Source organism: Sulfurospirillum sp. HTRB-L1 (genome assembly GCF_059415125.1).
Window position 1 is genome coordinate 17,851 of record NZ_JCAHZR010000006.1, and the last position, 13,054, is coordinate 30,904.

Below are 13,054 nucleotides of genomic sequence, written 5' to 3' on the forward strand. Positions count from 1 at the left end.
TAAAATCCGTCCATAAGCCCTCAAGATGCGTGCTAGGCGTAGTTTAAACCTTTCTTGGCTAAAATAGGCCAATTTTTTACTCACAGGAAGCGATTTCATGGACATTAGAGCCGAGTTTTTACACTTTTTTGAAAAAAAAGGCCACAAGATTATGCCAAGTGCGCCGTTGGTGCCAGAAGATGCGACATTGCTGTTTGTTAATGCGGGCATGGTGCCCTTCAAATCCGTGTTTACGGGCGAGGTTCCTTTGCCAAACCCACCACGTGCCACCACGTGCCAAACCTGCATCCGCGCAGGAGGCAAGCACAATGACCTTGACAACGTTGGCTACACCGCGCGCCACCACACGTTTTTTGAGATGCTTGGCAATTTTTCCTTCGGGGATTACTTTAAAGAAGACGCTATTGCCCTAGCGTGGGAGTTTGTCACAGAAGTCGTGGGTTTGCCCAAAGAAAAACTCTGGGTCACGGTGCACGAGAGCGACGATGAAGCGGAGCTGTTATGGCAACGTCATGTGCCCAAAGAGCGCATTATGCGTTTTGGCGACAAAGATAACTTTTGGCAAATGGGCGACACGGGACCGTGTGGGCCTTGCAGTGAGATTTTTATCGACCAAGGGGCGGAGCATTTTAATGGGCCAGAAGATTACATGGGGGGCGATGGCGACCGCTTTTTAGAGATTTGGAACTTGGTGTTTATGCAGTATGAGCGTTCCAGTGATGGCACACTAACGCCGTTGCCTAAGCCTTCTATCGACACAGGCATGGGGCTTGAACGCATGGTGGCCGTCAAAGAGGGCAAGTTTAGCAATTATGACAGCACGCTGTTTATGCCCCTTATCGAAAAGGTTGCGCAGCTTTGCGGAAAGCCTTACATGTACGACACGGGAGCGAGCTATCGGGTGATTGCAGACCACATTCGCGCGGTGGCGTTTTTGCTTGCCCAGGGGGTAGGGTTTGATAAAGAAGGACGCGGGTATGTGTTGCGCCGTATTTTGCGCCGTGCCGTGCGCCACGGGTATTTGCTAGGCATCACCGAGCCGTTCATGCACACGCTTTTAGACACGCTATGCGACTTAATGGGCGGACATTACGCCTACTTGGTGGAGAAAAAAGAGACAGTGCGTGAGCAGATTCGCCTTGAAGAAGAACGCTTTTTTGGCACTATCGCCTCAGGTTTGGAGCTGTTTCAAGCCGAACTTGAACAGACCAAAGAGGTCTTTAGTGGCGAGGTGGCCTTTAAGCTGTACGACACCTTTGGGTTTCCGCTGGATTTGACCCAAGACATGTTGCGCGACAAAGGCTTACATGTAGACAGTGCCCGCTTTGATGCTTTGATGCAAGAACAGCGCGAACGGGCCAAGGCTTCGTGGAAAGGCAGTGGGGACAAAGCCACCAGTGGGGAGTTTAAACCCTTACTTGAGCAATTTGGTGCTAATACTTTTTGCGGATACGACACCTTGCGCCAAGAGACGCGCATCGTGGCACTGATGGATGAAGAGTTTAAGCTCGTGCAAACTTTGGAAGCGGGTAAAGAGGGATGGGTTTTTTTGGAAACCACTCCTTTTTACGCCCAAAGTGGCGGGCAGTGTGGCGACACGGGTGTGCTAGAGGGTGTTGCTAAGGTGTTGGATACGCAACTTTTCTTTGGCCTTAATCTTTCGCAGATTAATCCAACTGCCCCGTTAAAAGTGGGCGATGCAGTCACAGCCGTTGTGGATGAAGCGCGGGATGAGATTATCAAGCACCACTCCGCTACCCACCTCATGCACGCAGCACTCAAACACGTGTTAGGAAGCCATGTGGCCCAAGCAGGCTCACTCGTGGAAGCCACGCGGTTGCGTTTTGACTTTTCCCATCCCAAAGCCATGAGCAAAGAAGAGGTGCAGGCTGTGGAGGCCTTTGTGAACGCCAGCATCGCTAAGGGCGAGAGTAATATGACGGAGCACATGGGGATTGAAGCGGCCAAGGCTAGCGGTGCGATGGCGCTTTTTGGGGAAAAATACGGTGATGAAGTGCGCGTGGTGAGTTTTGGAGCGACGAGCAAAGAGCTGTGCGGGGGTGTACATGTAAACAACACCGCGCGCATTGGCAGCTTTTTTATCGTGAAAGAAGCAGGCGTCAGTGCAGGCGTGCGACGCATCGAAGCGGTGTGTGGTAAAAGTGCCCTAGCACTTGCCTCCTCGTGGCGCGAAGGGCTTTTAGAGGCCCAAGAAGCGGTTAAAAATCAAGATGTTTTGGCAGGTGTGGGGCGACTAAAAGAAGAGATTAAAACCCTTAAAAAAGAGGTGCAAGCCCTCTCATCAAACTCGGGTGAAACCTTGCAAAGCGTGATGCTTGGCGGTGTGGAAGTGGTCATCGCTGCGGTGGGCGCGGGAGACATTAAGCAAAGTATTGATGAACTTAAAAACGCTAAGCCTTCGGTGGCGGCCTTGTTGTTTCAACTCAAAGACGACAAGATTATGATAGCCGCAGGGGTCAAAAACGCTTCTTTGAAAGCGGGCGAGTGGATTAAAGAAGTAGCGCCGCATGTGGGTGGCGGTGGTGGCGGACGGGACGATTTTGCCCAAGCGGGCGGTAAAAATCCTGCGGGGCTAGAAGCAGCCAAAGTAGCAGCGTTAGCCTTTGCTAAAACAAAATTAGGGGCCTAGATGCGCGAAGTGTTGATGGAAATCTTTGGCAATTTTTCGCGCTGGATTATCCTCTTGCATATCGTGACGGCCATGCTTTTAGTGGGGAGTTTGGTGGTGATGCGCTTTGTGGTAAAACCCACCATCGATGGGCTTGAAAACGAAAAAGAGCGCCTTTCTAAAGGACTGGAGTTGATGCGCCGGTTTGGCTATTTTGTGGTCCCGGTGATGCTTGTGATGATTATCACCTCGGTGTTTATGAGCGTGGGACTTGGGTTTAAATACGGCGACCCTACCACGTACAACCTTATTCACACCAAAGAGGCCCTGTGGGTGTTTATCGCCTTTAACTTCGTCTACATGGTTTTTAAATACAAAAACGCCAAAAAAGCACTCTTGGAAGATGAGTATGTGGAAGTGCAGGAAAACTTGATTTTGATGTTGAATTATCTTATACCGCTCAACGCGGTGTTGGGGATTATCGGGGCCTATTTGGGGATTGTCATTCGAGGACACTGATGGTAATTTTGGCGTCAAACTCACCCACACGCGCAGCATTGTTGCACCAAGCGGGCATCGCTTTTACGCAACAAGGTGTAGATTTTGATGAAGAAAGTTTGCCCTATGGGGCACCAGAACAGTTTGCCTACCATGCTACTAAGGGAAAGTTGGAGCGTTTTATAGAACTTTACGGCCTCAAAACCCCTGTTTTAGCAGCCGATACGGTGGTTACATGTAAGGGCCAATTGCTTCAAAAAGCACCTACGCGTGAAGCGGCACGCGAGATGTTGGAGCTTCAAAGTGGCAGCAAAGTTTCTATTATGACGTGCATGATGTACCAAACCCCACGGCTTCTTTTTGTCGATTTCTCGGTGACCCACTACCAATTTGTCCCTTTTGCACGCAAAGAACAGGAAGCTTACCTTGCGCGTGACGCATGGCAGGGCAAAGCCGGAGCGGTGGAAGTGGAAGGGTTTTGCAAGCCTTATATTCGTAGTGTTGTGGGGTTTGAGAGTACTGCCATGGGCTTGTGTGTGGAAAAGCTTTTGCCTTTTTTGGAGCGACCATGAGCTTTACATGTAAGCATTTGAATATCGTTGCGGGAGAGCATGTGTTGGTGAATATTGACTTTCACATCGCCCACTCCATGGCTTTAGTGGGGCAAAGTGGGAGCGGGAAAAGCTTGACGCTCAAGGCCTTGCTTGGCATGGCGCCCCAGCGTTTACATGTAGACTTGGATTACGAAGCACCTTTTGCGCTAGAGCGGGGTAAAAGCGTTGGGTTCGTGCCCCAAAATCCTTTTACTGCCTTGTCGCCTTTGACGCGCATCAGGGCGCAGTTTTTTCACCCCGAGCCAGAAACATTTTGTGCGATGGTGAAGTTGGACCCCGCCTTGCTTGAACGGTATCCACCAGAACTTAGCGGAGGGCAATTACAACGCGTGGCCATTGCCATGGCCCTTTCCCATCACCCAAAACTGTTGTTGATGGATGAGCCAACAACGGCACTTGATGCTTCAACGCGGGAGCAAGTGCTTGAGATGATTAAACAGCTCCAAGAAGAGCTTGGATTTTTGATTTTGTTTGTGACCCATGACATGCACTCGGCTGCGTTAGTGTGCCAAGAGATTGCGATTTTAAACGCGGGTGAGATTGTAGAAAGAGGAGCGATGGCGTCGCTTGTTGCCGCGCCTTCGCATCCTTATACCAAGGCATTACTAGCAGCAGGATTTGCTACAAGAGGATTTCGTCAATGAGAATAGTATTAGGATTATTGGGCGCTTTAGTGCTTAGTGTTTTGGCAGGATTGTTGTATATTTATGCCCAAGTGCGCTTTGATGCGTACGCGATTATCGATTACAAACCAAAGCTCACAACACAGCTTTTTGACCGGCACGGAAAATTGGTAGCCAATGTGTTTGAGGGCGAACATCGGTTGTTTGTGCCTTACGAACAGATTCCTCCGCGCGTCATTGAAGCCCTTGTGGCCATCGAAGATACGGCTTTTTTTGAGCATGGCGGGATTAACATGGAGGCCATCTTTCGCGCGGCTATTAAAGACATCCAAGCGATGAAGCTTGTGGAAGGGGCGAGCACCATTACACAGCAGTTGGTAAAAAACGTGGTGCTTTCTCGCGATAAAACCTTTCAACGCAAGCTCAATGAAGTCATCTTGGCCTTCAAGATTGAAAACGAGTTGACAAAAGAAGAAATCCTAGAGCGCTACTTAAACCATGTTTATTTTGGACACGGGTATTATGGCATCAAGACAGCGGCCTTAGGGTATTTTAACAAGTCTTTGGCGGAACTAACACTCAAAGAGGTTGCCATGTTGGTGGGCTTGCCCAAAGCCCCTAGCGCGTATGATCCCACGCGCAATCTTGACCTTGCCCTTGCCCGCGCCAACCAAGTGCTTTCGCGGATGAATACCCTAGGGTGGGTAAGCGAAGAGGAGTATATCGCTTCACTAAACGAGCTTCCTGTGGTTTTTGATGAAACATTGACGCAAAACCGTGCGCCATACGTGGTGGATGAGGTGATTAAACAAGCAAGTGTCTATTTGGAAGATTTGCGCCGTGGGGGGTATGAGATTCACCTTTCCATCGATCTTGCCCTTCAAGAGGCGGGCCACCAAGCACTTAACCGCGAAAAAGAAGCTATTTTACAACGCAATCCTGAGGCGGATGAGGCACTGTTAAACGGTGCACTCGTTGCCATGGAAAATGGGACAGGGGAAGTGCTAGCATTGGTGGGAGGTATGGACTATACGCGTAGCCATTTTAACCGTGCCATTCAAAGCTCACGGCAGCCTGGCAGTAGTTTTAAACCCTTTATCTATCAACGTGCTTTGGACGCAGGCTACTCTCCTTTGACACAGATTCCTGATATCTCAAGGGTCTATTCGGATAAAGAGAGTGAGGATGAGTGGAAGCCGCGAAATTATGGGGAAAATTTTGAAGGACTCGTCACCCTAAAAGAGGCCCTTGTGCATTCACGAAACCTAGCAACAATCAACTTGCTTTCGGCTTTGGGACTTGATGTGGTACATCGAGACTTGACCCGCATGGGTTTTGAGCGTTTGCCCCAAGATTTAACAATTGCCCTAGGCTCTTTTGGTATTTCCCCCTTGGCTTACGCGCAAATGTATTCGGCTTTTCCTAATGGTGGAGAGATGGTGAGCCCACTGATTATCAAAAAAATCAATGACAGGTTTGGCAATGCACGTACTTTTGAAGCCACCAAAAAACCTTTCACTACCCCTGAGCAAAGTTTTTTGATGGTCGATATTTTAAAAGAAGCGGTGGCACGAGGAACAGGGCGCAGAGCGCAGGTGCCAGGCCTTGAGATTGCAGGAAAAACAGGAACAACTAACAACAACGTGGATGCGTGGTTTTGTGGCTTTTCCCCTGAGATTGAGGTATTGGTTTGGTTTGGCAACGATGATAACAGCCCGATGAACAAAAGCGAAACAGGCGGGCGGTCTCCAAGCACTGCTTTTGCAGATTTTATGAAAGAATACCTCGCGCTTTACCCTCAAACTCGCCGTACTTTTGTGCGTCCAAGGGGTGTTGAGAGCGTTACGATTCAAGGAAAACAAGAATACTACACCCCACTCTCCCCTCTACCACGCCCCTCACAAGGAGCAGATGGTGCCCAAGAGGGAGGACTTATTTTCTAAAGGGAAGGTTCCTTGGGGCCATTGTCCAAAAAGGCAAAGGTTTGGTTGAAGACGAGGGTGTCTTCGCATTGCACCAAGAGCAAGTCGCCTTCTATGAAAATGGTGGAGCCCGTTGGTTTAATATATTCTCCTTTGCGTTTTAAAAGGAGCACTAAAAAATCCAAAGGAAGCGTTAACTCCGCTAAACTTTTTCCCGATGCGTAGGTGTTTGCATCGATGTAAAATTGTTTCAAAGTACGGTTTAGCAGCGGAGAGCTAGGGGGTTCTTGCGCTTCTTTTTCAGGTGGGGCTTCCACGCCAAGGATGCGCGCAACCAAAGGAAGGGTGCTTCCTTGGATGAGAATGGAAGTAAGTACAATGAAAAACACGGTATTGAAGATTAAAGAAGCGTGTTCGAGTTTGTAAATAAACGGATAGGTTGCCAAAATGATGGGCACCGCCCCACGCAACCCCACCCATGAAGTAAATAACTTTTCGCGCAAGGGAAGGGTGCTAAAATAGAGTGTGATCAAAACCCCTATGGGGCGTGCGACAAAAATGAGCCACAAGGCGATGCCAAGGGCGGGAAGGGCGACTGCGGGGAGTTCTGAGGGAAAGACCAAGAGCCCTAGCGTTAAGAACACCCAAATTTGCATAATCCACGCAAGACCGTCGTGAAATCCGATAAGGTTTTTTTTGTGCACAAATTCCCGCGCATTGATGCAAATGCCTGCGATATAGACGGCCAAAAAACCATTGCCGCCTAAAAAAGTTGTACCGCTAAAGAGCAGTAAAACCCATCCGATGCTAAAAACTGTGTAGAGTCCGTAATGGGCCAGATGAAGTTTATTGAACAAAGAAGGCATGATGACGCCAAATCCATACCCCATGATGCCGCCCACAAGAAATTGCAAAACAAACTCCAAGAGCAGTTCTTCAAAACTTGCACTTTGGGGCAGGGCGATGACTTGCAGTATAGCGATAGTAAGAAAAATAGCCATAGGGTCGTTGCTGCCAGATTCAAGCTCAAGGAGAGAGCTAAGACGTTTGTGAATAGCAAGGCCTTTGGCGCGAAAAATAGCAAATACGGCAGCCGCGTCAGTGGAAGAGATAATAGCCCCTAGTAAAAGTGCCTCAAGGAGTGAGACTTCCAAAAGGGCATAAACAGCCCCAGCTACTAGCCCTGCTGTTAATATAACCCCCAAGGTGGCAAGAAGCAAGCCATCTTTAAGTACCGGGCGAATAGATTTCCAAAGGGTGTCCAGTCCACCTGCAAAGAGGATAAATATAAGCGCTAACGTTCCCACACTTTTGGCAAAAAACGCATCATCAAAATAGATACCAAGTATGCCATCGGAACCTGCAAGCATGCCAATGCCTAAAAAAATAAATAAGGCAGGAATGCCAAAGGTGTCGGAAAGTTTGCTAGCAACGACGCTAAGGAGCATTAGGCCTGCGGCGATAATCAAATAGACTTCAAGTGTGCCGGCCATCTTTCCTCCTGTGGTAATATGCGTAAAAGTGTAGCTAAGAAAAGCTAAAAAAAGGTGGTAAGAAGAAGGAATACAAAGGAGGACTAGGGGCATTAAAGCCCCTAGGATTAGCAAGAATAGGTAGTTTTGAACTCAAAAGGTGTGGGCCGTGCTTCATAAGGCCATACCTGTGTTTCAAATTTGTAGTGTTGGTAGGTGTCGATAAACTCTTTGGTCATTACAGGCTTGAGGTATTCGTTGTCACGAATAACTGCCTCTAGTGAACCACGAAGGGTGTGGGGCATTTGGTTGATGCCACGCTCACGGATTTCATCCAAAGAAAGCTCAAATAAATCTTCATCCATAGGACCCGCAGGTTCTGTTTTGTTTTTAATCCCATCAAGACCCGCCATAAGCATGGCAGTGAAAGCAAGGTAAGGGTTGCCTGTGGAGTCTGGGAAGCGCATTTCAATACGGGTAGATTTTTCGCCACTTCCGTAAGGAATGCGGCAAGAAGCGGAGCGGTTTTGAGAAGAGTACGTGAGGATAGAAGGTGCCTCGAACCCTGGAATCAAACGCTTGTATGAGTTTGTAGATGCGTTGGTGAAGGCAGCAACACTGCGTGCGTGTGCCAAGATACCACCGATGTAGTAGCGTGCCATGTCGCTAAGGTTTGCATATTCGCCTTCTTTAAAGAAAAGGTTTTTGCCGTCTTTCCAGATGGATTGGTGAACGTGCATCCCGCTGCCGTTGTCGCCGTAAAGGGGTTTTGGCATAAAGGTGGCTGTTTTGCCATTGAGGTGGGCTACCATACGTACGACGTATTTGTATTTTTGCACGTTATCTGCCGCTTCCACAAGAGTGCCAAATTTTACACCGATTTCGCCTTGAGCTTGAGCAACTTCGTGGTGAACCACAAACACTTCAAGACCCACTTGCTCAAGAACCTGTACCATTTCAGCCCGCAAATCTACCATGGAATCGATAGGTTGGCAAGGGAAATAGCCGCCCTTGGTGCGTGGTCGGTGGCCTGTATTGTAGCCATCAGGGTAGTCTGTTGCATCATTCCAAGCACCCTCTTCAGAGTCAACGCAATAAGAAGCACAGTTGATTTCGTCTTTGATTTTAACATCATCAAACACGAAAAATTCGTTTTCTGGTCCAAAATAAGCTGTGTCGCCTACGCCACTTTCGCTAAGATGCTTGGTTGCTTTTTTAGCCATACTGCGTGGGCATTTTTCGTACATTTGACCTTTGTAAATGTCGTAAACATCACAAATGACAATGATAGTAGAGTCTGCAGTGAAGGGGTCTAAAAACGCTGTTTCGGCTTCAGGAATAAGGACCATGTCTGAACGGTTAATGGGTTGCCATGCATCCACAGAAGAACCATCAAATGGAATCCCACTTTTAAAGGTGTCAGGACTAACCGCGCTAATAGTGTAAGTGACATGATGCCATGTGCCTTTGATGTCTGTAAAACGAAAATCAACAAATTTTACTTCGTTCTCTTTACAATAAGAGAAAAACTCCTCGACGCTGTTGACAAACTTTCCCATAAGAACTCCTGTTTAAGATATCGTTGGCAGTATTGTAGCGCATTGGGTTGAAAAAACGGCTGTAAGGGATGATTAAAAAGTAATCAATTCGCGCTCTCGATTGGAAAAAATTGCACATTTTCTATACCCTAGTGCTTTTGCCAGTGCCACCGCCTTCTCGCCTCCTTGTCCGACGTGTTCTACGGCGTGGGCATCGGAGCTAAATGTGATGGGAATGTCAAGGCTAGCCACTTCTTCTAGGAGGGATTTGGAGGGGTATTGTTCTCCAATGGGCTTGCGAAAGCCTGCGGTGTTAATCTCGACAACCATATCTGCTTTTTTGATGGCCAGTAGGGCTTGTTTGGCCAAGAGGCGCACGTCTTTTTTGGGGAGAAATTTAAACACTTTTATTAAATCAAGATGTCCGACAACCTCAAAAAGCTGGCTTTTAGCCATGGCTTCGATGGCATCAAAATAGTCTTGCCAGATGCTGTCAATGTCACGGTGTTTGTATTCGCCAATAAACTCAGGGTTGTCAAACCCCCACTGCCCCAAAAAATGCACTGACCCGATTTGGTAATCGCAAGGTCGTGATAAGACAGACTCTTCCATGTAACCTTGAAGGAAATCTACTTCGTAACCTAGGAGAACTTGAATTTGGCCAGCATAGGCCACCTTGGCTTCTTGGACCATGGCTTCATAGGTATCCATGAGCGCAAGGCTCATGCGGTAATGGGGGTCAAAGGCCATGGGCGCATGGTCAGAAAAGCCGTAATAGTGGCACTGTGATTCAATGGCTGCCTCTACATACTGCATAGGTGTGCCTGAGGCGTGGCGACATAATGGGGTGTGGTTGTGTAAATCAACAATCATGGGTGCTCGATTGAAATAATGTCTACAGGGTCGGTAAACCCTTTGACGAGGATGGAGCCTTTGTCTTGGCCGCCTAAGTTTTGATTCAAGGTATGGTAGAGCGCCTTGCTTACGAGTATTTCGCCTGGCTGTGCTTTAGAACAAAGGCGAGCAGCCAGATTGACCGCTGCGCCAATGCTTGTAAAGTCCATACGCTCTCGTGAGCCCATGTTGCCCACGATGACTTCGCCACGGTTAATACCAACGCCTACGCTCACCGCCATTTTCTCCTGTTGCGCCGTATTTTCCCTTGCTACTGCTTGTTGTAGCTCCTTGGCAGCCATAATAGCACGCAATAAATCATCCTCTCCTTTAAAGGTTGCCATGATTTCATCTCCAATAAATTTATCAATGTCGCCACCGTAGCGTTGAATAATCTTTGTTTGCAAATCAAGATAACGGTTGATAATCAAGACCACTTCATCGGGTTTTTTTGAAGCACTCATGGCGGTAAAGTCACGAATGTCACTAAAAAGAAAGGTTTGGACAAGGCAACTTCCGCCCCCTAATTCGATTTTAGCCGAATCATCTTGGATGTGATTCATGGCAGATTCGGAGACAAATTTTTGCATTTTTTGGCGTTCTCTTAAGCCCTTGGCCATCTTGTTAAATTCATCGGCCAAGGCCTCGATTTCGTCATGTGTGTGAATGTCTACGTAAACATCAAGATTGCCAGTGGCCACCTCTTTGGCTGCATTTGCAATGCTAAGGATGGGGCGACTAAGGCGGTTGGAAAGCCACCATGCCAAAGCAACAGAGAGAAATAAAATGGCCAAGGTGGTGAGCGTGGTGGAGAGGATTGCTTGACGAATGGGGCCTAAAATGACGTCTTGGTCATAGTGCAAAATAGCGGCTCCAATAACATGATGTTTGCCTTCAAATTGAAATAAGATGGGGCGTACAAAGCGCATGGCTTTAAAGACCCCATGTTCATTGTGGTAGGTTACAACATCTTGTCTGACGGTTTTATCTTGACTTTTGAGTAACTGCGCAATGAGCGCGGGGTCTTGCAGGGGGTCTTTTGTCTCGTCAAAGCCCGTAAAATAGTCAAAGCTGTGTGTTTCCCCTTCGCGGTTTAGTGCGTAAATAGAAATATCCAAAAAACCAACCATTTTGGTTTCCTTGGTTTCTTTGAGCATTTCTAGTAGGGTTACCCTGTTTTCAAAGGTGCGTTCAGCAAGGGCGTTAAAGGAGGCATCGGCCACGCGTTCGATGGTGACCCGACCCACTTCGTGGGCTTTTTCACTGATGGAGCGCTCCATGATGTCGTTAAACAAATAACTCAAAGGTATGACAGCCATAAGCACAACAAAGACAATCATTTCAACAAGCTTAAAGGTCAGTCCGCCCTTTCTTCGCCACTGCCGCACAAGGGGGCTTGCCTCTTGCAAGCTTATCTCTTGCCAAAAAGGTTTAGTTTTGTGTGTGGTGTCAAAAGCGTGTGTTTCTTGGCTGTTTGAAGTGCCCATAGAGAGACTTGTCCTTTACCCGAAAAAATTGTTTATGAAGTCTAATACAATAAACATAAGAAGGAGTTTTAGTGCCAGCAAGGGGAGTTGTCACTCCAAAATCACACGCACTTTGGAGTGATTTTGGAGTGGATGTTAATGGCCAAGCATTTGTACCGTTTCTTGACGGCTGTGGACGCGCTTGAGGTAAGTGAGGGAGACGGTATTGTTTGGGTTGACAACTAATACGGTTTCAAAACGTTGCGCCGCTTCTTTGAGTCGATTTTGACTAAAAAGCTCCTCTCCTTCTCTAAGCAATTGCGGGAGGTTGCTACTGATGGCGTTTTTAATATCAAGAAGGAGTTCTTTTGCTTCAACGTTGTTGGGCATGAGCTTAAGAAGGGCGCGGGACTCTTCTAGGGCCTCGAGGTAACGGTGATTTTTGAGGTGTTCACGCCCTTCTTGGAGGCGCGTTTTGGATTGAAGGTGTCCTTGTTCTTTGCGAAGTTGGGTTAAAAATTCTTTCGCGGGGAAATAATCTTGGTCAGCCTCAGTGGATTGGCGATTATAGTGCAATGCTTGGGAGATGTTATGTTTGGCATATTCGCGTCGGGAAAGAGAGTGGTAGTAAATCGCATCTTTTCTTTTTTGCAAAGCAACCAATCCTTGCAGTGCTTCTTTTCTGGTCACTGCGAGTTCGCGTGCATGTTTAAAGGCTGTTTCGGCCTTTTCTAAATCATTCTCTAGCAGTGCTTTATGCCCTGTTTGTAGGTAGTCTAATCCCTCTAGGGCTTGTTGATTTTTTCGCGCAAAGCTGTTTATTTTGTGCGCAAGGGCAAGGGGATGTTCATGGTGCCAATACAGCAATTCATCGGCAAGGTGGTCACGCTCTTCTTGTTCTTTTGTATTTGGCGAAGGCAGGGCTAGCAACTCTTTGAGCTTGGCGGTTTTGTTGTTGAATGCCCCTGCAAGTTCGGGTAGCGACAAGAGTGCATCTCGCTTTTGCTTTGCGTGCTCAAATTGCGCGTTCATGCGCAAGGTGGTGTTAAACTCTTTGAGGGCTTGCACATACTCTTTTTGAGCCAACGCTGCGTTGCCACGGTAGTAAGCACGTGGTCCTTCTTCTTCGATGCGTGCGCGCAAAGCCTTCATTTTTTCGCTCTCAGCGGTGTGGGTGTAGAAGTTGGCTTGGGCGTATTCTTGCACGGCTTGCCCTAAGTATCCTAGGGCTTCATACACCTCACCCTGACTTTGGTGTGCGTGCACCTCTTGTGTGATGTGTTCGTAAAATTCACGTTTTTGCTCAAGGCTTAAGCTACTATAGCTAGGCGCACATCCTGTTAAAAATAGCACCACCATACTCATCAGCACACCCAAAAACAGATTCCCCATTCTCTT

Annotated in this window: 10 protein-coding genes; 5 read left to right on the forward strand and 5 right to left on the reverse strand. The window is 47.8% G+C overall.

The window, feature by feature from the left end:
• Positions 1–97: 97 nt before the first annotated feature.
• The 5 genes from alaS to AC5SLM_RS10400 are packed head-to-tail and all read left to right on the forward strand — an operon-like array spanning position 98 to position 6,307.
• Positions 98–2,650 carry an alanine--tRNA ligase gene (gene alaS, locus AC5SLM_RS10380; protein ID WP_495250887.1) on the forward strand — a complete coding sequence of 851 codons (2,553 nt, stop codon included), beginning with the start codon at positions 98–100 and terminating at the stop codon, positions 2,648–2,650.
• Positions 2,651–3,148, forward strand: a complete 498-nt coding sequence (locus AC5SLM_RS10385) for a hypothetical protein (RefSeq protein ID WP_495250888.1) — start codon at positions 2,651–2,653, stop codon at positions 3,146–3,148.
• On the forward strand, positions 3,148–3,699 hold the full coding sequence (maf, locus tag AC5SLM_RS10390) for a septum formation inhibitor Maf (RefSeq protein ID WP_495250889.1): 552 nt from the start codon (positions 3,148–3,150) through the stop codon (positions 3,697–3,699). Before AC5SLM_RS10385 ends, maf begins: the two co-directional genes overlap by 1 nt.
• A complete protein-coding gene (locus AC5SLM_RS10395) occupies positions 3,696–4,385 on the forward strand; it encodes an ATP-binding cassette domain-containing protein (protein ID WP_495250890.1) in 690 nt (229 codons plus the stop codon). Before maf ends, AC5SLM_RS10395 begins: the two co-directional genes overlap by 4 nt.
• Entirely contained in the window at positions 4,382–6,307 is a 1,926-nt protein-coding gene (locus AC5SLM_RS10400; protein ID WP_495250891.1) for a penicillin-binding protein 1A, read from the forward strand. The genes AC5SLM_RS10395 and AC5SLM_RS10400 overlap by 4 nt, the downstream gene beginning before the upstream one ends.
• On the opposite strand, the gene AC5SLM_RS10405 is transcribed toward AC5SLM_RS10400, so the two are convergent.
• From AC5SLM_RS10405 to AC5SLM_RS10425, 5 genes are all read right to left on the reverse strand, one after another.
• Entirely contained in the window at positions 6,304–7,779 is a 1,476-nt protein-coding gene (locus AC5SLM_RS10405) for a potassium/proton antiporter (protein ID WP_495250892.1), read from the reverse strand. The two genes, AC5SLM_RS10400 and AC5SLM_RS10405, sit on opposite strands and share 4 nt — an antisense overlap.
• A gap of 107 nt (positions 7,780–7,886) precedes the next feature.
• Positions 7,887–9,317 (reverse strand): type I glutamate--ammonia ligase, encoded by a 1,431-nt coding sequence (gene glnA, locus AC5SLM_RS10410; RefSeq protein WP_495250893.1) that lies wholly within the window; start codon positions 9,315–9,317, stop codon positions 7,887–7,889.
• A 72-nt stretch (positions 9,318–9,389) separates the two neighbouring features.
• Positions 9,390–10,169: a histidinol-phosphatase gene (locus tag AC5SLM_RS10415; RefSeq protein WP_495250894.1), complete on the reverse strand. Its 780-nt coding sequence runs from the start codon at positions 10,167–10,169 to the stop codon at positions 9,390–9,392.
• Positions 10,166–11,677 carry an adenylate/guanylate cyclase domain-containing protein gene (locus AC5SLM_RS10420; RefSeq protein WP_495250895.1) on the reverse strand — a complete coding sequence of 504 codons (1,512 nt, stop codon included), beginning with the start codon at positions 11,675–11,677 and terminating at the stop codon, positions 10,166–10,168. The genes AC5SLM_RS10415 and AC5SLM_RS10420 overlap by 4 nt, the downstream gene beginning before the upstream one ends.
• 135 nt (positions 11,678–11,812) lie before the next feature.
• Positions 11,813–13,048: a tetratricopeptide repeat protein gene (locus tag AC5SLM_RS10425; protein ID WP_495250896.1), complete on the reverse strand. Its 1,236-nt coding sequence runs from the start codon at positions 13,046–13,048 to the stop codon at positions 11,813–11,815.
• Positions 13,049–13,054: the final 6 nt, after the last annotated feature.